The following is an 18,898-nucleotide window of genomic DNA, read 5'->3' on the forward strand; positions in this document are numbered from 1 at the left end:
AACTAATGAAAGTATTAATTGTTGATGACAATCATGATGTTATAGAAACAATCATGGACTATTTAACCCTCGAAGGCATTATTGCTGACTGTGCCTATCACGGTGAAAGCGCCATCAATTTAATACAGCAAAACCATTATGACGTGATCATTATGGATATTATGATGCCCAAATTAGACGGTATTCGTACGGTCAAAAAACTGCGCGAAGAGCTGTTTTGTAATACGCCGATTTTGTTTTTAACCGCTAGAGATAGCCTGCAGGACAAAATTGACTCCTTTACCTCGGGCGGTGATGACTTTTTAAATAAACCCTTCGCCATGGAAGAACTATGCCTGCGTCTACGGTCACTGCATAACCGCGGGCCGCGTTTAGATGTAGGTATATTGCGCTTTGGTGAAATCAGCTTAAATGTCGCAACGCAACAAGCATGCCGCGCGGGTAAGGAAATCAAGCTGAGTAAAATCCAACGCACGATTTTGACGCTACTGCTCAAACATGCCCCCGCCATTGTGAGTAAAGAACAAGTTATCGATGCGGTTTGGGGTGACGAAGCCCCCTGTAGCGACGCGCTTCGTAGCCATATTTACGGCCTGCGTAGTGCATTGGATAAGGGCTTTACAGATTCCAAACTAGAGACGATTCATGGCCAAGGTTACCGACTCCTCCCCTAAGCCATTACCGAGCTTATACAAAAAAATTCGCCTAACGTTTTTAGTGCTCACGAGCCTCATGTTCGCGATTTTCTGGGGTTTGATTTATATCGCCGAAGAACAAATTGAGGTCATTAGCCTTGAACACAAATTGGCGACCGAGACCCGCGAATACCAAAAAAACTATCAACGATTTGGCGATAAAGCCCAGCTCCCCGATATCCACGAACTCACCACCTATTGGAGCAAAGAGTTTGTGCCGCAATGGCTGCAAGCTTATCAACAAACGGGTTTTTATGAGCACCAATTGGACGCCGAAGATAAGCACTTTTTGATTTCGCCGCACCCATCAGGGCAAGGTTTATTGTATGTGGTGTATAAGGATGATGCGGATGACTTTCTCGATGGATATGAGGACAGACTGCATATTTTGATATCCCTCTTCGGGGTAGGTTTACTGCTGTTCATCATGGCCTATGGCTTGTATTTTGTACGGCTACTATCGGCACCATTTTTTGAAATTGAACGCAAAATCAATGCGTTGACGCCAGAGGAGCCGAGCTTTGTCCCTAGCACACCCTACAGTGAAACCCGCCATATCGAACAAACACTACTGGAAAATAAAGCCAAAATTGCCGCCTATTTTACTCGGGAGCAGGAGTTTAGCCGCTTTGCCTCCCATGAACTGCGCACGCCCATTATGGTGATCCAAGGCTCGACAGAATTACTTAAAAAACTGCCAAACAACGGGAACGAAGCTCAGCAGCGGATCGCCAACAAAGCCATTGCCCGCATTGATTACGCAGGGCAACAGATGAAAACCCTCACCGAAACCTTTTTGTTATTAGGCAAGGAACAAATTGAATCGCAACACTATGATCAAATTGATTTAGCCGCACGGCTTACGCAGCTATTAAGTGAAATGGCGCAGCATTTTGCCAAACACGAAATCCGCTATCAGCTCAGCGTTAACCAAAATACCGCCATTTGCGCACCGGTGAGTTTTGTGGACATAGTGATAGGCAACTTAATTAAAAATGCCTTTAACTACAGCAGTGGCGATATTGAAATCACGCTGAATAACAATCAACTAACCATAAAAAATCCGCTTAGTCCCCACTGCACCGAGCCCACGGGCTATGGCTGTGGTTTGATCATTATTGAACGGATAAGCGAGCGCATGGGGTGGCACTTTTCGGCCCAAAGTCTAGGGAATGACTATCTGGCAACTATCCAATTTATGGATAACGGCGAGCCACAACAGCATCTAAATGAATCCGCTTAAATTCTTCACAACTGCTTCACGCTCGTCTTGGCATGATACTCGCCGTAGATGAGTCGCCCAGCGGCGTAAGATTAGAAAGAGGACATTTAGATGAATAAAATCACCTTAAGCATGTTAGCAATCACATTGTCATTGAGTGCCCTGTACAGCCAAGCTGGATTTCAACCAACAACGGGCGAACCCCAATTACGTGGCGGCTTTCAAGGCCCCAGCGCACGGCAAATTATTCATGATGTCGTCAGTGCGCTCAATGCCAGCGATGACACTCAAGTGGAGTTAACCGGCCATATCATGTCTTCAATTGGCCACGATGATTATATTTTCCGTGACAGCACGGGAGAGATTAAAATTGAAATTGACGATGATCTGTGGCTCGGACATACCGTCACGCCTAAAACCCAAGTCATTATTCGCGGTGAAGTGGATAAGGACTGGTCAGAAGTCACTATCGATGCCGACAGCATTCAACTCGTTCAATAACCGTATAAAAAAGCCCGAATAAAAAGCCAGCCTCATCTAGGCTGGCTATTGTTCTCGCTCAAGCAAGCGGCACATCAGCCCCATAAGCGCAGGGGCATCCGCTTATCTTAACTTAAAGCCGCCAACACCACTTCGGCCTTGCTCACCTCGAATGACTTAGGTGCTTCAACATTCAGTAACGTTACCACGCCATCATCGATAATCATCGCATAACGTTGTGAACGCACACCGCCAAAGCCAGCGGTATCCATCTCGAGTCCCAGCGCCTTAGTAAAGCTGGCGTCACCATCGGCAAGCATCAGTAACTCAGACGCATTTTGCGCTTCGCCCCACGCTTTCATCACAAAGGCATCGTTTACCGATACACAGGCAATTAAATCAACGCCTTTGGCTTTAAACTGATCGGCCAGCACCACATAACCTGGCAAATGTGCTTCAGAACAGGTTGGTGTGAAAGCACCAGGCACTGCAAACAATACCACTTTTTTTCCCGCGAACAGCTCGGTAACTTGATGATTTACCATGCCATCTTTTGTTAGTTGGCTTAACGTCGCCGCTGGTAATTTTTGACCTTGAGCAATCATGTCTCTCTTCCTTTAGTTAACGTAACTCGCCCATACTAGCCCGAATCCAACAGGATAAACACCGAGAGAAAAAGGGGGATTTGTAGCAGCGGAATCGATATTGCTATGCGGGAACGCCTTAAAGGGAGGAGCAAAGTATACTGGTTAGGATGAGTCTAGGTTTCAGTGCTTAGCCAGCTTACTGTTTCGTCAGCATAAAACGGCGCAAATCTCTTTCCGCACGCATAACAAAAAGAATTCGAACCTTTTCATCGTCATACTTGTAAAAAACACGACATGGATTTACCACTACTTCACGATAATTGAGCCGCTCTAGTTCTGGTGGAATACGCCCAGAATCGGGAAAATCAACTAAACGCTCAACCTTTGCAAAAACCATTTGAACCAGTTGCTTGGCAGCAACGATATTTTCAAGTGCGATATATTCAGCAATATCATTCAGATCAGCTAAAGCAGGTTCCGTCCAAATTATTTCAGCCATTTTGACATTCTGTCCTTAGCATCTTGATGGCTGACGACTTTTCCATCCGCTAAAGCTCGCTCACCACGTGCAATACCTTCAAGAATCGCCAAACGATTTTGCATAAACTCATAATCTTCTACATCAATAAGATAAGCTGACGGTTTACCATGCTCAGTAATTAATACTGGTTCTTTGGTCTCATGCAGATCGGCAAGGATCTTAGTTGCTTGACGTTTTAGTGACGTCACGAGTTCCACTTTCATTTGAACAGCTCCCGAAAAACACTAAAGTGATACTATTCTATCACTATAAGCATAACAAGCTTTGAAACGGCTAACGGCAAATGCAGCGCGCAGCGGATTGATTTCGTAGCCAGTGTTTTGCTGGCAATAAAATGCGTCTGTTAGCGTCTGTAACTGCAAAGATGGGCAACCTCATCCTGTGTTTCTTGCGAAAACAGCGCCAATTGCTCATCAGTCAATACACCATGATGTTTCAAGGCTGCTATTTTAACGACCGCATTACTACGCTTAAGATCATCAAACATCTCAGCGATGGCATTATCTTCTTTGTTAATCACTTTCCAAAGAGCTAAGTAAGCCTCATGCTCCCGACCTTTACGGGTAGATGATATCTGCTCTATACGCTCAAAAATTGTCTCGCATGCCGAATTGAGCAAACTCTGTTTGAGGCTGCTGAGCCTCTTCCAATCTTTTTCAGATACAGATGACATCTGACTGTTCTCCTAATACATGAGGCTAATAAATGAGGTCGCCCAAGATAAAACAAGCACATAATGCACTTTAGATTTGCCTACAACTTACTCAGGCTAAAGTGGCTTGAATAGGGTCATTAAAAATACTTGGGCAGCATCATAGGCAAAATCGACGTTTTAAGATGGGTGTCCACTTTCTTCCTTCTTTATTCCTTTACTTGGAGATGTGCCCACTTCTTTCTGTCGTCACAGGGCAATGAGAAATGGGTCAATCAGCTAAGTAGTTACAACCCATGCATCGTTGTGCTGAAAATAATCAAACAGAAATACAGCTTGCTCCAAGCCATAAATAAAATGCTTTAATTCATTGAATTGCATACGTTCGCTCAACTCTACGCCCAAGTTTCCAATTAATACTTGGTTAGCCAATAACTCGTGAGCGGCATGGTTTCGATCTTTGACGACTTGCTTTAGTAGCTCTGTATAATCGGCTCGTAAACCAACAGTTTCTAGTTTTGCTCGCGACCGCCCAAGTGTGAGCTTTTCCGTTTCCGACTCAGGTATGCCAAAAGATTCCTCTAAAAGTTTTTTTAAGGCAAACTCGAGAATTTGTGCCGTACCAAGGTAAATTGAGAAACATTCTAAGAAGGACTTATCATTGTATTTCTCCATTCGCCGGAGTACTTCACTTTGTACATCGCTACCTGATAACTCTTCTTTTTCGTAGATCGAAGACATTACCCTTCCTTGTATACATAACGATTTATATCGTGCGCTTGCGCCTAATCTCACCTCTGAACACTTGGTAAAACTACACACAACCCACTGATTTAAAATTTGATTTCCACAATAGCAAAAATCATTCTGGGTAGAAAGTGCGCAAATGCATGATTGCTGTTTGTTTTGCGGTGTGCATTTTGAAATAAAAAAGCAGCGTATCGATGGATACGCTGCCTTGTTAGGGTGAGACCGACTTCTTACTCTGCGTGCATAGTCAGTATGGCCTTTGATAAACTCAGTCAAATTGCATATCAAAATCAAATCTTAAATAAACTCTTCACGTTTACGCAGTACCGCCAACAGTCCTAGGCCAAGCAGAGCAAAGAAAGAAACAGCACCGCCTTCTTCGACAATAATGACCTCACCAGAGCTATCGCGATCACGACTTTCTAGCGGCAAGGCATATAAGCCATCGGTATCATCGGCGCTAATGGTGGCGACAATATCGCTATAACCAACCTCATAGACATCGATTAATACATCGTAGTGATCCGTTTGATAGCCAGTGTAGAGGGTGGTCAGCACTTCGTAATCATCCTGAGTCGAGTCACCGTAGATGGTAAACACGTCCGTGGTGTAGTAATGCACCCAAGGGCCACCGTTACGGCTGAGGTATAACTCGGCAAACAGGTCGGCGCGCTCATTAAGATATGCACCAAACACATCTACATCGAAGGTTACGCTAAAGGTTTGATAAAACCCATCGTAATCAAAGTCTTCAAACAAACGGCTGCTGGCATCAAAAATCGCAAAGCTGTGATAAATAGGGGCGCGATAGGGATCTTCAGTGGCGGCGCTTGAACTGGGGATCGGCTGACTCGTATGTTTGGCGATCACTTGTTCGCGAGTCATGGGGGTTGCACCCATCAATTGTACTCGCTGAACATTCGCACCTTGTGCCGAGAAGGACGGCGCCAGCGATTTAACCGCAGCGGCAGTAGCTTCCGCTACACTTTGAGCGGGAGCCGACTGTTGCAATAGGCTTAAGGCTTGCTGCTCTTGCTTGACGGCTTGCTCGGCATCGGTCTTTTTCATCATCCCAATACTCGCTGCACTAAAAGGCGCCAAGTTTGACTCGTCGCTCGGCTGCGCGCTTACCATTGTCGATGCCAGAAATGCACTGGCCAATACTACAGCCTTCACATAAGTCGTGGTTGCGATAACTTGTTGTTTCACTGTGTTCATCTTGAATACCCCATTGGATAATCCGCTCAAATTGGTGACATTAGAGGGCACTCAAGGTGAACATAAGCTGAACATTAAAATCTGCTGTATTTCAGAGCAACACTGCTGTTCAGCCTTAATTCATCTGCTGTGGTTAACACTACTAATATGTCACAGGATATGACTCCTGATATGTAAAGAGGTTCGATGAGGATTAACTCGATAAAATCTCACGAATCACAGTGAATTTTAAAGGAATTGTGTTTACCAATTGGCTGATCTCTATGTGTTTGTTATGGTGATGAGGTATTCTTAGTCGACTCGATAAGCTAACCAGCTCGCCACTTACTTAAGATCGCCGAACCTGTACGGGTAACAGATATGAAACTTGGTTTGACACTGACCCTAGTCGCTTGTTTATGTGCCTCCTTTGGCTGCATAGCGGGCAATGATAAACACGATGATCGCAATCAATCGCGCGACCAAGGCGTTAAGAATGAGCAGCGCCGCCTTGTGGTGAATAGTCCAGACCAAGCCGTGGCTATGGCGCAGCGTCAATATCGAGGCAAAGTGCTCAGCGTGCAGTCGAGCGGCTCAGGCTATCGCGTCAAAATCCTCAATAATGATGGCCAGGTTTTTTCAGTTTCGGTGGATGCCGCCACAGGACGCGTGTCGAGGAATTAATATGCGACTCTTACTCGTTGAAGACGACTTAGCACTGCAAGCCAACTTAAAACAACACTTGCTCGATGCCCATTACAGCATTGATGTCGCCAGCGACGGTGAAGAAGGCTTGTTTCAAGCCGTTGAATATAACTATGACGCCGCCATTATCGATGTCGGTTTACCTAAACTCGACGGTATTAGCCTTATCCGCCGCATTCGCCAAAAAGAGCGCGCTTTCCCGATCTTAATTTTAACCGCGCGCGACAGCTGGCAAGATAAAGTCGAAGGCCTCGATGCTGGTGCCGACGATTATCTCACTAAGCCCTTTCATCCCGAAGAATTAGTGGCTCGGCTCAAAGCCTTGATCCGCCGCTCGGCAGGTAAGGCAAGCCCAATCATCACTAACGGCCCCTTTAGTTTAAATACCAGTAGCTTAGAGGTCCGCAAAGGGGACGAACTCGTCACGCTAAGCGGCTCTGAATACAAGCTATTTGAGATCTTTATGCTGCATCAAGGCGAAGTGAAATCTAAAACAGCACTCACCGAACATATCTATGATCAGGATTTTGACCTCGACTCTAACGTCATCGAAGTCTTTATCCGCCGTTTACGCAAAAAGCTCGACCCCGATAACCAATACAATTTGATCGAAACCCTGCGCGGGCAGGGCTATCGTTTAAGAGTCATTGCTCCTGAGCAAGGTACTGATGAGTAAGCGCGCGCTTGCCTGGCAGTTGCTCAACTCCTTAAAGACTCGGCTCGTCCTCAGTGCGCTGTTGTTTATATTAGTGCTGCTGCCGCTGATTGGGGTCGCCCTCAATGACGCCTTTGCTGAACAGGTAAAGAGTGCCGCTAAAAATGAGCTAAGTGCCTATGTATATTCAGTATTAGCGGTGACTGAAGTCGAAAATAAACGGATTTTTATCCCTGAATTAGTGCTCGAGAACCGCTTTAACCTTATTCAATCAGGGCTTTATGCCATAGCCACCACCGAAGATGCGGAGCATAAACAGAGCATCGTCTGGCATTCGCAATCCTTTATGGGCATCACGCCACCAGCACAGTTCACCATTCCGCCAACGGGCCAAAGTGCCTTTGAGCAAATCGACCTCGCGGGCGCGCCACACCTTATCTATAGCTTTAGTGTGAGCTTTGCCAGCCTGAATGAAAATGTGCCAGTGACTATCCATATCATTAAAGATGAACATGAATTTCAGCAGCAGATAGCTCAATTTAATCAACAGCTTTGGACTTGGTTACTGATCTTAATTCTCGTGATGCTGATATTTCAGCTGAGTTGGTTGATTTGGACCATTAGACCACTGGCACGCTTTACCCAAGAGCTGCATGATGTGGAACAGGGTAAATCAACCCAGCTGAGCAGCCAGTACCCCAGCGAGTTACAAGCGGTGGCGAGGCAGCTCAATATCTTGCTCAATACCGAACAAACCCAGCGTAAGCGCTACCGCAACGCCCTTGCGGATTTAGCTCATAGTCTCAAAACACCACTGGCGGTGATTAAAAGTCAGGTGGATTTAAGTGAAGCCTCGAGTGAGCAAGTGTCGAACATCAGTCGCATCATCAGCCACCAGCTTAAACGCGCCCAAACTGCGGCGGCCGCCTCATGGCATTTAGGGATTAAGGTTGATGAGGTGGCCAATAAACTGCTACGCACCTTAGCCAAGATTTATCGAGAACCGCAAATTAACCTCGGTGGCGAAATCGCTGAACAAGCGGTTTTTAAGGGCGATGAAGCCGATCTCACCGAGATTTTAGGTAACTTACTCGACAACGCCTGCAAAGCCGCTAAATCAACGGTCAAATTAACCGTCACTGGCGATGCTTATCAATTGCAACTTTGTATCGAAGATGACGGCCCAGGGATCAGCGAAACCCTGCAAACGCAAATCTTTGAGCGCGGGATCCGCGCCGATTCCTATCATCAAGGTAACGGCATAGGTTTAGCGATTGTCCGCGATTTAGTGGATAGCTATAACGGTCGAATTTCTGTTTCCCGCTCAGAAAATTTAGGCGGAGCCAAGTTTACCGTTAACTTTACCCATTCTGCTTAATCTTTTATTTTCAATGCCATATATCGTTTTATTGGTAAGAAAATAAATCTACAACACGCTTTTGCCGCACAATATACTTTCAGCTTATGTTCATATTCACGCGCCTATGATGCCAATAACATCCGCAAATAGGATTATTGGAGCGAACCATGAACAGATTATATCGATGGAAATGGCTAGTGTTATCGGCGGCTTTAGTTGCTCTGCCTTTCACCGCGCCGACGCAAGCTGCGGGCGTATCCGTTAGCCAAGGTTCAAGTGCTTCACTGAGCCAAGCCGAACTCGAGCAGATGCTTGCGCCCATTGCCCTCTATCCCGATAGTTTGTTGAGCCATATTTTGATCGCCTCAACCTATCCACTCGAAGTAGTACAAGCGCAACGTTGGTTGGAAGATCATCCTAAGTTGTCGACTGATCAAGTGATGTCTCGCACCGAAGACAAGGACTGGGACCCGAGTGTTAAAGCACTAATGGCTTTCCCCAATGTCTTACAGAAAATGAGCGAAGATTTGGATTGGACCCAAAGGCTTGGCGAAGCCTTCTTGGCCGATGAGGCGCAAGTGATGGACGGTATTCAATCACTCAGACAACAGGCGGATAAAGCCAACAGTTTAGCCAGTATGGAGAATATGGCGGTAACTCGCGCCAATAACCAGATCATCATCGAGCCTGTACGCCGCGAAGTGGTATATGTGCCCTATTATGACCCCCGCGTAGTTTACGGTACTTGGCGTTGGGGCGTGGCCTATCCGCCAGTATATTGGGAGTTTGGCGGCTATGTTGGCTACCCTTACCGCCCAAGCCATAGCTACTTTTACTGGTCGCCTGGTATCCATATTTCCTTTAACTACTTCTTTAGCTCATTTCATTGGCATCGCCATAAAGTCGTCGTGATAGATCACCATCACTCCCACCATTATCGTCCACGGGAAAGATATTCGGTCAGTCATGGTGCTCAACCTTGGAAGCATAAACCCGAGCACAGACGCGGCGTGGTTTACCATAATCCCGTGGTAAAAGAGCGCTACTACGCTGACAGCAAGTTCCGTGGCCGCGACTCCCACTCCAGTGGCAGCAGCCAGCACTTTACCAGCCAGTACTCGAAATCAAGGGAACACCAAGACACACGTTATAACCGAGACAGCAAGGGCTATGATAAAAGCCATGATAAGGATAGAGGCAATAACTTAAGCCGCGACAATAACTATAGCCGCGAGCGGGCGCCCAGCTTTCAGAATACTCAAGCCGAGTTAAAAGAGCGCCGCGTGGCACCGACGAACTCGGCGCAAACCAAAAGGGAAGGTTACCAAAAAGAGCGTAACGACAATGCCCGCAATGATAATCAGGTAAGGCAAATGCAGGCTAAGGCATCGCGGGAACAAGCTAAGGATATCTCACAAAGGCAGTACCAGAGTCGAGACCAGCAGCCGCGTAACGTCGAGACTCGCTCTCAGCCACAAAGACAGGAAGCTCGCCCCGAGGTAAGACGCGCCGAACCACAACGTATCGAGCAACCCCGTCAAGCACAGCCAAGACAACGGGAAGAGACGAGAGTAAGGCAGAGCGAACCCCGCCAAAATATGCAAGCATCACGCAGTGTGGAGCGTAATCAAGGCCGCTCAACTCAGAGCCAAGAACGTCGCCACCGGGAATAAGCAAAGATCAAATATAGCAAAAGAGCGCGAAGATTCGCGCTCTTTTTGATAACTCAGTCGTTAAAACTTTAGGGTCAAGGACTGGCCTTCTCCCATACCTTGCCACTCGATAGTAAGCTCCATTATCTCATTGATAATATGTTCAAAGTCAGATTGTGAAATCTCAGGTACGGCTAATTTACGGTTACTACAGGCCTGCTCGAGTAAATAGATAAATCCCGCATAGCTAGGCGTATCAGCAGACCATAGCAGAGATTGCAATGCTTCGACGATCGATTCGGTTTGCCAAATTTCGGTTTTATCAGCAACCGCTAAAGAAGCTTCGTTATGCTCAAGGGTGAAATTGATATCGGCACCAGCACGTATTTGCGCGAAAAAAGCGCCTTGAATCCGCAGGCGTTTTTCAACGACGTAGTGAATCATATCGTGGGGAGCAATCCCCTGCTCAGGCATCTGAGTTTGTGTGGCACTACCATCCATGCGAACACAACGTAATTGAGCGTAACGGGTCGAACCTTTAGTGAAGATAACTTGCATAGCGCTGTCCTTAATGTATCCATGTCCTATCGCCAGACTGACTCAAGTATAGTGCTAAATGGATAAAAAACGGCCTAAAAATTGCGTTCAATAAAACGTAAACAATCATCGGCAGATAAGGGTTTACTGAAATAATATCCCTGCACCAGATCGCAACCCATGCTCGAGAGCAACACCAGTTGTGCCTCGTTTTCCACTCCTTCAGCCACCACGGTTAACCCTAACTCATGGGACATCGAAATCGTGGCCGCGCTGATGGCGGCATCGTTTGGATCATTTTCAATATCCTTGACAAAGGAACGGTCGAGCTTAAGCCGATCTAAGGGCAGCAACTTCAAGTACGAGAGTGACGAATAGCCGGTGCCAAAATCATCAATTGCCAATTCAATCCCATATTGACGCAACTCGGCCAGCAACTTGGCATTTTGCTCAGGATACTGCATGGCGACACTTTCAGTGATCTCAAGCTCCAATGCTCCCTTGCCAAGATCATATTGAGCTAACACATTGATAATATCAGCAACTATGGTCTCTTTACGCAGTTGATGCGCCGACAGATTAACCGCCATTCGCAAGTCTTTCGCGCCCTTTTTACGCCACTGCGCCAGTTGTGCTAGTGCTTGCTCTAATACCCATTGGCCGATGGGGATAATCATGTCGATCTCTTCGGCAATAGGAATAAAGCGATCGGGAGCAACCAATCCCAATTCAGGATGTTGCCAGCGGATCAACGCCTCAACACTCACCATTTGTCCGGTGTTGATATCGATCTGCGGCTGATAATGCAGCAGTAACTCATCACGGGCAATGGCTTGCCTGAGCCCAGTTTCAATTTGCTGGCGCTCAGTCACTAAGGTATTCATTGCAGCGGTGAAAAACTGATAGTTGTTTCGCCCCGCCGCCTTGGCGCGGTACATGGCCATATCGGCATTTTTCATCAATGCCTCAACACTGTCACCATCGGTTGGGAACAGGCTGATGCCTATGCTAGGTGATGAATGTAAGGGCTTGTTATCTATGATGTAGACTTGATTCAGACCGCTGCGCAAGGCTTCCGCCACCTTAGCGACGCTATCGTGATCCGTATCGGACAACACCACGACAAATTCATCACCGCCTAAGCGCGCGACGATATCGTCACTGCTTACAATACTCTTTAAGCGCCGCGCCACTTCGAGCAACAACATGTCGCCGACATGATGTCCCAGGGTGTCGTTAATATTTTTGAAATGATCCATATCGATAAACATTACGGCAATCTGGGTTTGGCTGACAAAAGCCTCCTGAAAAACCATCTCCAAACGCGATTGCAGACTCAAACGATTCGGTAGCAAAGTTAAGGAATCATGATGCGCTAAGAAGTGAATGCGTTCCTCATTAACTTTGCGTTCGCTGATATCGGTAAAACTGCCGATGTAATGGCTGATTGCCCCAGTTTCGTCGCGAACCACAGACATCATCAGCCATTTCGGGAAATCATAGCCATCTTTGTGGCGATCCCACACTTCTCCTTGCCAAAACCCCGTTTGCTCAAGCGCAGCTCGCACTTGAGCATCAATGTTTTTATCGGTTCGAGCGGCTTCAATAAAACGACAGTTTTTACCTATGATTTCATCCCTTGAGTAACCAGTAATTTGGCTAAAGGCGCTATTAACATCCACGATGACATCATTGGCATCGATAATAGTGATACCTTCCCCACTTTGCTGGAATACCTGCGCCAACAGGTTTACCCGAGCAACGGTGCGTTCTTGCTCGGTAATATCTTCCACAACAAACAGGATGAGCGGCTCACCATTGGCCGCCGTCACTAAGGAACCATTTAACCTGACGGCGACCAACTGCCCATTTTTATGGCGATAGTGCTTTTGGTAAGGACCATAACGGTGTGTTTGCTTGAGGCGTTCGAGCTGCTCAGCCTCAGTCACTTGGTAACGAATCGGGGTAAGATCCCAAGGATCAAGCGCCTGAAGCTCCTCTAGTGTGTAGCCCGTAATTTCAGTAAATGCTTGGTTAATGGCGACAAAGTGCCCATCCTCAAGACGTTTTAACACATGGCCAACGGGTGCCTTATCGAATAGGTTACGGTATTTTTCTTCGCTCTCGACGAGGGTGGCTTGAAATGCTTGATTACGCGCAATCTCCTTCGAAAGTGCCATAGTTTTTTCTGCCACTTTATCCTCAATCCGATGACGCTCACCGGAAGAGATTAATGTCACACCACTCACAACGGCACAGGTGATAAAGGCTAAAAGTAATAGCAACAGTGACAGACTGTAAGATTCACCCATCAGTTGAGCATACGACTCGTAAATCACAATATGCCATTGCCTATCGGCAAGCGTTAAGTGGGCCTGATAGTATTGGCCTGTTTTATCGCTATGTAACTTACCAGAAAAGGTAGGAAATTCTTTCTGACTATTCGCATAGAGCAAGGCTCCATCAGCACTCATATCCATTAGCCGCCAATGCAAACCTTTTACCTGTTCGACTTTATTGATGATGCTTTGGATATCGATCACCGCCGAACAAAATCCTTTAATGTTACCGACGCGATCGAAAGAAGGCACCAATAGTAGCGTGCCTCCAAGGCCATGAGGATCTTCAGCTAATTGGATTTTGCCTGTGATCACCGGCGCAAGCGTTGATCTCCCTTTTGCTATGGCTGCCGCCCTCGCAGACTCGCTGTTGAGATCTAATCCAAGTACGGCGCGACTGCTATACATAGGTTGCACATACTTAACAGGCACAAGCCAGCCGTCGGCGTTTGGTTTGCCCCCCTCTAAATATTTGATATTGAAAGGTTGTCCCAGCTCAGCTGTGGTTGCAGACTCAAAACTCTGTTTATCGCTCGCCGCAACCAATGGTGACCAAGCCCAAGCCTTAAAGCCATCTAATTGGAGTCGATTACGTTTACCGAACTGAATAAATTCATCTTCCGTGACTATTTCACTGTTATCAAACAGGCTGGCAAGGGCAACTAATTGTTGTAGATTGGTTCCCTGAAAAGTTTCCACACTACTGATAATCGCATTGGATTGAATTTGAAACTTATCCTGCAGTTGCTGCCGCTGGTTCATATCTGCGTAATAATAAATCCCCACGCAAAGTAAAAAACCAATCACCAAAGGTAGTCCTGTTTGAATCCGCCTTGAGCGCCAAATGGGTCGCCTATCAAACACTAATATGGTTAGCGGGATAAAAATGACCGCTCCAAGGAAATCGCCCATCCACCAATTGAGCATACTGGTAACGAGATCCGAACTTGGAATCATGCCGTAAACTGCAAGTGCAGCATTACCCAATAGAGAGGCAATAATACAACCAGCACTGAGACTAATCATTGATTTAATAACAGTTTCTGGTTTATCAAAGGTCAGTAAAGGATCGATGTATCGAATAATTCGAGCAGATATAATGGTCTGTAGTAACGTGCCCAAGGCAATACTGATGGGCAACCAACCGAGATGTAGTTGCCCACCAATATTAATATTAATCAGCAATGCCCCTATAAAAACCCCAATCCAAGGCGCATATGCTTTCCATAAAAGACAAGCAGCGATTGCTATCCCTGCCGCGGGCCAAATTGCCGCAGAATATCCGGGAGGTAAGGCAATCATCAAACCCATTTTACCGACAATAAAGTAGGCTAAGGCTATGAATAAATTGACCTTAAAATAGTGCGCAAATGCGTTGATATTTAATCCCTTGTAGTAATTGGGTTGATAATCAGAATGGGCCCATAATGCCTTAATCTGCAAATCAATCTCAAGAGTAGTCAAACCGTTAGCTCATTGGGAGTTGAAAGCCAAAGCGGTACCATGATGTAAAAATTATTTTTACGCTATCTAACCAGTTAAACTGCCACAAAACACCCTAGGGTGATAGCTACGCTTTATTGTAGGATTCAGCATTGAATATCGGCAAGGCATCACTAAAATCAGAAACTATAAACAACCAACTCGGCAAATAAGCGCGCTAAACGACTCACAGTAAAGCCAAGACATTTACATATCGCCATCACATTTTCCACACAGAATGTGAGTGAAATCAGTTTGTTTTTAGTTAAATATGTAACCATCATGTTTAATTATGGTTTTAATTAAGGTTTTTTTAATGCAAAAGCCCTTTTGTGACCTAGATCTACTTTCAATCAATCCCCGCTTCTTGTTATCCTCCCGCCCGCACAAAAAAGTTGCAGCTTGAATTTTTATTCAGCCAACAATTCTTCTCGCTCAACGCCGGACCTGTTAATTGAAATTCGCACTCAGCCAATTTTGCGCTGAAGGATTGAATCTCGTTGCGAGGTTCTCCCACTTCAGTATGACAAACTTAGCCCTGCTTTTTGGGTTACTGTTTGTGCTGCCCGCAGCTGACTTAGTGTCAGTGATGGTCGGCGGCTGCATCGATATTGGCGAATTAATCACCCTAAGTGATGGCTTTTTAATCGAGTTCTTCGGCGCCACGCTGCTGAGCATTTTGCTGCTCAATCCCCAGATTATTAAGCAATTGTGGAATTTGTTCGACAATGGCTTCAAGTTTTTCAACAGCTTAGATTTAACTAATGCTGCCCTGTTTTTAGCACCCCCAAGGCTAAAATCCCTCGAGCATCTTGCGCACGGTTGTCGCGCCCCACCATTGTAACCCTCTGTTTTAAAATTCAAATTTAGCATTAAGCGCTGAAAGTCGATCCTCGATCTTGCATTGGGGTGGCAGGCATTTTTGTGCCGCGCTCGAGCCACTTTCGGATTTGCCTTCGGATAACGCCGCTCAATGCTACTGCCAATCTCTCAGGGCAGAGTTGTAAACCTTAGGGTTAGAGGAATCTTCCTTTGTTAATTCGAAATTTAAGTAAAGTAGCATTCGCGGCGCTTGCCCTGATGCTCGCAGGCTGTGATGGCGGCGTATTGGATCCCAAGGGCCAGATCGGTGCCGATGAAAAGCACCTGATCATCATCGCTACCCTACTCATGCTGATTGTGGTTATCCCCGTGATCTTTATGACCTTGTTCTTCGCATGGAAATACCGTGATGGCCGAGATCAGGAGGTTTACGCCCCTAAATGGTCCCATTCAAGCGCGATTGAAACCGTGGTTTGGATTGTGCCGATAGTAATCGTCGTGATTCTAGGGGTGATTACCTGGGGCTCGACCCATGATCTCGACCCTTACAAACCACTCGAACACCAGGCCAAGCCGATTACGGTTGAAGTGGTTTCTATGGACTGGAAATGGTTGTTTATCTATCCAGAACAAGGTGTTGCATCGGTAAACGAACTGGCTTTCCCAGCGAACGTACCGGTGAACTTTAAGATCACCTCTGATACCGCCATGAACTCTTTCTTTATCCCGCAGTTAGGTAGCCAAATCTACTCAATGGCTGGGATGACGACTAAGTTGCACCTGATTGCCAACGAACCCGGTACCTATGATGGTATTTCCGCCAACTATAGCGGCGCAGGTTTTGCCGGCATGAAGTTTAAAGCCATTGCCACGCCAACGGCCGCCGACTTCGATGCTTGGGTTGCCAAGGCAAAACAACAGGCGACTAAGACCTTAGACTCTGCGACTTATCAAGCCTTAGCACAGAAGAGTGAAAACAATCCTGTTGAATACTTTGGCTCAGTGAGTCACGGCATGTTCGATCAAATCGTTATGCAATACATGCACATGGACTCAAACGAGCACATGGCAGGCCATGAAGGTATGGAACACATGAGTGCCGACCACAATATGGCTGGCATGCACCACGATATGGCACATATGGCGAGCGAACAGAAGATGGCCGACATGGAAAGCTCAACCCATTCTGACACTTCATCAACAGAACACTCATCCACTCACCCAGTGGAGGCGGAGTAATCATGTCTTTTCTCGGTAAATTAAGCGTAGATGCGATCCCGTATCATGAGCCTATCATCATGGTGACCCTTGCGGTTGTTGCCGTGATAGGCCTGTACGTCGCAGCCTTGATCACTAAACACAAAAAATGGGGCGTGCTTTGGCACGACTGGTTAACCTCGGTTGACCATAAACGCCTCGGTATCATGTACATAGTGCTTGCCTTCATCATGCTGATCCGCGGTTTCTCCGACGCCATCATGATGCGTACCCAACAGGCACTGGCCACCAATGGCGCCGCAGGTTATCTGCCGCCTGAACATTACGACCAAATCTTCACTGCCCACGGCGTGATCATGATTATCTTTATGGCGATGCCATTTATGATCGGTCTAATGAACTTAGTGCTGCCACTGCAAATCGGTGCCCGCGACGTTGCCTTCCCCTTCTTGAACAACCTCAGCTTCTGGCTAACCGCGTCTGGTGCCGTGCTGATCAATATTTCATTAGGTTTAGGTGAATTCGCCCGTACCGGTTGGGTAGCTTACCCGCCGTTGTCTGAGCTGGCTTACAGTCCGGGGGTTGGGGTTGATTACTATATCTGGGCGCTGCAGATTTCGGGGATAGGGACAACCTTAACTGGGGTTAACTTTATCGCGACCGTGCTTAAGATGCGCGCTCCTGGCATGAAGCTGATGCAAATGCCCATCTTCACTTGGACTTGTACTTGGGCCAACATCCTGATCGTGGCGTCGTTCCCGATCCTGACCGCGGTTTTAGCGCTGTTAACACTCGATCGCTACATGGGTTTCCACTTCTTCACCAATGATGGTGGTGGTAACGCCATGATGTATATCAACCTGTTCTGGGCCTGGGGTCACCCTGAAGTGTACATCCTGATTTTACCTGCGTTCGGTATCTTCTCGGATGTGATTTCAACCTTTACCTCTAAGCGTCTGTTCGGCTATTCCTCCATGGTATGGGCCAGTGGCGCGATCTCGATCCTCGGTTTTATCGTGTGGTTACACCACTTCTTTACCATGGGCTCTAGCGCCAACGTCAACGCCTTCTTCGGCGTGATGACCATGGTGATTGCAGTTCCTACTGGGGTAAAACTGTTTAACTGGTTGTTCACCATTTACCGCGGCCGCCTGCGCTTAACAGTGCCAGTGCTGTGGACCTTAGGCTTTATGGTGACTTTCACCATTGGTGGTATGACGGGCGTGTTATTGGCCGTACCTGGTGCCGACTACGTGCTGCACAACAGCTTGTTCCTGATCGCTCACTTCCATAACACCATTATCGGTGGTGCCGTGTTTGGTTACTTAGCTGGTTTTGCTTACTGGTTCCCGAAAGCGACTGGTTTCCACTTAAATGAGCGTTTAGGTAAAGCGTCATTCTGGTGCTGGCAAATTGGTTTCTATGTGGCCTTTATGCCGCTGTATGTACTCGGTTTTATGGGTATGACTCGCCGTATCAACCATATTGATAACCCAGCATGGAACCTGTGGATCTATATCGCTGCCGTGGGTGCTTGCATCATCATGGTCGGTATCATTCTGCAATTCGTGCAACTGTACGTGAGTATCCGTGACCGCGACCAAAACCGTGACACCACGGGCGACCCATGGAATGGCCACACGCTGGAATGGTCAACCGCCTCACCACCACAGTTCTACAACTTTGCTAAGTTGCCACAAGTGTCTGATATCGATGCCTTTACCGATGCCAAGGAAAAAGGCACAGCGTATCAACGCCTCAAACACTATCAGCCAATCAATATGCCGAAAAATACTCCGAGCGGGATCTTAATGGCGCTGGGCATTACTGCCGCTGGTTTTGCTGCGATTTGGCACATTCTGTGGCTCGCGATTGTGGGCATGGTGGGCGCGTTTATCGTGTTCTTATTCCGTGCTTATAACAACGATGTTGACTATTACGTTCAACCCGATGAAGTGGCACGCATTGAAAATGCTCACTTAAACAATGTAGTAAGGGGCTGAT

General features: G+C 46.8%; 18 protein-coding genes. 10 read left to right on the forward strand and 8 right to left on the reverse strand.

The features are described from left to right. Window positions 1-5 precede the first annotated feature (5 nt). The 3 genes from IEY09_RS09390 (at window position 6) to IEY09_RS09400 (ending at window position 2,418) form a co-directional block, all read left to right on the forward strand. Window positions 6-674 carry a response regulator transcription factor gene (locus IEY09_RS09390; protein ID WP_055646990.1) on the forward strand — a complete coding sequence of 223 codons (669 nt, stop codon included), beginning with the start codon at window positions 6-8 and terminating at the stop codon, window positions 672-674. After that, the gene (locus IEY09_RS09395) at window positions 646-1,938 is read left to right on the forward strand and encodes a sensor histidine kinase (protein ID WP_188870822.1); all 1,293 of its coding nucleotides are present in this window, start codon (window positions 646-648) and stop codon (window positions 1,936-1,938) included. The genes IEY09_RS09390 and IEY09_RS09395 overlap by 29 nt, the downstream gene beginning before the upstream one ends. A gap of 90 nt (window positions 1,939-2,028) precedes the next feature. Next, window positions 2,029-2,418: a YgiW/YdeI family stress tolerance OB fold protein gene (locus tag IEY09_RS09400; RefSeq protein ID WP_188870824.1), complete on the forward strand. Its 390-nt coding sequence runs from the start codon at window positions 2,029-2,031 to the stop codon at window positions 2,416-2,418. A gap of 107 nt (window positions 2,419-2,525) precedes the next feature. Here the strand turns inward: IEY09_RS09400 and IEY09_RS09405 are convergent, their stop codons facing one another. The 6 genes from IEY09_RS09405 to IEY09_RS09430 all read right to left on the reverse strand — a co-directional run bounded on the left by IEY09_RS09405 (window position 2,526) and on the right by IEY09_RS09430 (window position 6,145). Further along, window positions 2,526-3,002, reverse strand: a complete 477-nt coding sequence (locus IEY09_RS09405) for a peroxiredoxin (RefSeq protein WP_037423763.1) — start codon at window positions 3,000-3,002, stop codon at window positions 2,526-2,528. A gap of 178 nt (window positions 3,003-3,180) precedes the next feature. Continuing rightward, on the reverse strand, window positions 3,181-3,483 hold the full coding sequence (locus IEY09_RS09410; RefSeq protein ID WP_188870826.1) for a type II toxin-antitoxin system RelE/ParE family toxin: 303 nt from the start codon (window positions 3,481-3,483) through the stop codon (window positions 3,181-3,183). After that, a complete protein-coding gene (locus IEY09_RS09415) occupies window positions 3,471-3,728 on the reverse strand; it encodes a type II toxin-antitoxin system Phd/YefM family antitoxin (RefSeq protein ID WP_011074236.1) in 258 nt (85 codons plus the stop codon). Before IEY09_RS09415 ends, IEY09_RS09410 begins: the two co-directional genes overlap by 13 nt. A 140-nt stretch (window positions 3,729-3,868) precedes the next feature. After that, window positions 3,869-4,198 (reverse strand): hypothetical protein, encoded by a 330-nt coding sequence (locus IEY09_RS09420; RefSeq protein WP_188870827.1) that lies wholly within the window; start codon window positions 4,196-4,198, stop codon window positions 3,869-3,871. A 258-nt stretch (window positions 4,199-4,456) separates the two neighbouring features. After that, on the reverse strand, window positions 4,457-4,918 hold the full coding sequence (locus IEY09_RS09425; RefSeq protein WP_050991324.1) for a hypothetical protein: 462 nt from the start codon (window positions 4,916-4,918) through the stop codon (window positions 4,457-4,459). A 306-nt stretch (window positions 4,919-5,224) separates the two neighbouring features. Next, window positions 5,225-6,145, reverse strand: coding sequence for a choice-of-anchor H family protein (locus tag IEY09_RS09430; protein WP_069453963.1), 921 nt, complete (start codon window positions 6,143-6,145; stop codon window positions 5,225-5,227). Window positions 6,146-6,505: 360 nt separating this feature from the next. Between IEY09_RS09430 and IEY09_RS09435 the strand changes: the two genes are divergently transcribed. From IEY09_RS09435 to IEY09_RS09450, 4 genes are all read left to right on the forward strand, one after another. Beyond that, window positions 6,506-6,808 (forward strand): PepSY domain-containing protein, encoded by a 303-nt coding sequence (locus IEY09_RS09435; protein WP_037423775.1) that lies wholly within the window; start codon window positions 6,506-6,508, stop codon window positions 6,806-6,808. A 1-nt stretch (window position 6,809) separates the two neighbouring features. Next, on the forward strand, window positions 6,810-7,505 hold the full coding sequence (locus tag IEY09_RS09440) for a response regulator transcription factor (protein WP_037423778.1): 696 nt from the start codon (window positions 6,810-6,812) through the stop codon (window positions 7,503-7,505). Beyond that, window positions 7,498-8,862 carry an ATP-binding protein gene (locus IEY09_RS09445; protein ID WP_037423781.1) on the forward strand — a complete coding sequence of 455 codons (1,365 nt, stop codon included), beginning with the start codon at window positions 7,498-7,500 and terminating at the stop codon, window positions 8,860-8,862. Before IEY09_RS09440 ends, IEY09_RS09445 begins: the two co-directional genes overlap by 8 nt. 149 nt (window positions 8,863-9,011) lie before the next feature. Then, entirely contained in the window at window positions 9,012-10,517 is a 1,506-nt protein-coding gene (locus tag IEY09_RS09450; protein WP_188870829.1) for a DUF3300 domain-containing protein, read from the forward strand. Window positions 10,518-10,577: 60 nt separating this feature from the next. Here IEY09_RS09450 and IEY09_RS09455 read toward each other — a convergent pair whose 3' ends face one another. Together IEY09_RS09455 and IEY09_RS09460 are read right to left on the reverse strand one after the other, a co-directional pair. Further along, window positions 10,578-11,054: a cytoplasmic protein gene (locus IEY09_RS09455; protein WP_188870831.1), complete on the reverse strand. Its 477-nt coding sequence runs from the start codon at window positions 11,052-11,054 to the stop codon at window positions 10,578-10,580. Between the two features lie 74 nt (window positions 11,055-11,128). Continuing rightward, the gene (locus IEY09_RS09460; protein WP_373290362.1) at window positions 11,129-14,752 is read right to left on the reverse strand and encodes an EAL domain-containing protein; all 3,624 of its coding nucleotides are present in this window, start codon (window positions 14,750-14,752) and stop codon (window positions 11,129-11,131) included. Window positions 14,753-15,377: 625 nt separating this feature from the next. On the opposite strand from IEY09_RS09460, the gene IEY09_RS09465 reads away from it, so the two are divergent. The 3 genes from IEY09_RS09465 (at window position 15,378) to cyoB (ending at window position 18,897) form a co-directional block, all read left to right on the forward strand. Next, a complete protein-coding gene (locus tag IEY09_RS09465; protein ID WP_050991325.1) occupies window positions 15,378-15,698 on the forward strand; it encodes a hypothetical protein in 321 nt (106 codons plus the stop codon). A gap of 188 nt (window positions 15,699-15,886) precedes the next feature. Continuing rightward, a complete protein-coding gene (gene cyoA / locus IEY09_RS09470) occupies window positions 15,887-16,915 on the forward strand; it encodes a ubiquinol oxidase subunit II (protein ID WP_188870833.1) in 1,029 nt (342 codons plus the stop codon). A gap of 2 nt (window positions 16,916-16,917) precedes the next feature. Beyond that, the gene (gene cyoB, locus IEY09_RS09475) at window positions 16,918-18,897 is read left to right on the forward strand and encodes a cytochrome o ubiquinol oxidase subunit I (protein ID WP_188870835.1); all 1,980 of its coding nucleotides are present in this window, start codon (window positions 16,918-16,920) and stop codon (window positions 18,895-18,897) included. Window position 18,898: the final 1 nt, after the last annotated feature.

This window comes from Shewanella xiamenensis, from assembly GCF_014647135.1.
GTDB classification, from domain to species: domain Bacteria; phylum Pseudomonadota; class Gammaproteobacteria; order Enterobacterales; family Shewanellaceae; genus Shewanella; species Shewanella xiamenensis.

What these genes read in the sequence shown, in the direction of transcription:
- IEY09_RS09390 (WP_055646990.1), top strand. Translation starts at nt 6, where the DNA reads ATGAAAGTATTAATTGTTGATGACAATCATGATGTTATAGAAACAATC.
- IEY09_RS09440 (WP_037423778.1), top strand. Translation starts at nt 6,810, where the DNA reads ATGCGACTCTTACTCGTTGAAGACGACTTAGCACTGCAAGCCAACTTA.
- IEY09_RS09430 (WP_069453963.1), bottom strand. Translation starts at nt 6,145, where the DNA reads ATGAACACAGTGAAACAACAAGTTATCGCAACCACGACTTATGTGAAG.
- IEY09_RS09435 (WP_037423775.1), top strand. Translation starts at nt 6,506, where the DNA reads ATGAAACTTGGTTTGACACTGACCCTAGTCGCTTGTTTATGTGCCTCC.
- IEY09_RS09410 (WP_188870826.1), bottom strand. Translation starts at nt 3,483, where the DNA reads ATGGCTGAAATAATTTGGACGGAACCTGCTTTAGCTGATCTGAATGAT.
- IEY09_RS09415 (WP_011074236.1), bottom strand. Translation starts at nt 3,728, where the DNA reads ATGAAAGTGGAACTCGTGACGTCACTAAAACGTCAAGCAACTAAGATC.
- IEY09_RS09425 (WP_050991324.1), bottom strand. Translation starts at nt 4,918, where the DNA reads ATGTCTTCGATCTACGAAAAAGAAGAGTTATCAGGTAGCGATGTACAA.
- IEY09_RS09400 (WP_188870824.1), top strand. Translation starts at nt 2,029, where the DNA reads ATGAATAAAATCACCTTAAGCATGTTAGCAATCACATTGTCATTGAGT.
- IEY09_RS09395 (WP_188870822.1), top strand. Translation starts at nt 646, where the DNA reads ATGGCCAAGGTTACCGACTCCTCCCCTAAGCCATTACCGAGCTTATAC.
- IEY09_RS09420 (WP_188870827.1), bottom strand. Translation starts at nt 4,198, where the DNA reads ATGTCATCTGTATCTGAAAAAGATTGGAAGAGGCTCAGCAGCCTCAAA.
- IEY09_RS09445 (WP_037423781.1), top strand. Translation starts at nt 7,498, where the DNA reads ATGAGTAAGCGCGCGCTTGCCTGGCAGTTGCTCAACTCCTTAAAGACT.
- cyoB (WP_188870835.1), top strand. Translation starts at nt 16,918, where the DNA reads ATGTCTTTTCTCGGTAAATTAAGCGTAGATGCGATCCCGTATCATGAG.
- IEY09_RS09455 (WP_188870831.1), bottom strand. Translation starts at nt 11,054, where the DNA reads ATGCAAGTTATCTTCACTAAAGGTTCGACCCGTTACGCTCAATTACGT.
- IEY09_RS09465 (WP_050991325.1), top strand. Translation starts at nt 15,378, where the DNA reads ATGACAAACTTAGCCCTGCTTTTTGGGTTACTGTTTGTGCTGCCCGCA.
- IEY09_RS09405 (WP_037423763.1), bottom strand. Translation starts at nt 3,002, where the DNA reads ATGATTGCTCAAGGTCAAAAATTACCAGCGGCGACGTTAAGCCAACTA.
- IEY09_RS09450 (WP_188870829.1), top strand. Translation starts at nt 9,012, where the DNA reads ATGAACAGATTATATCGATGGAAATGGCTAGTGTTATCGGCGGCTTTA.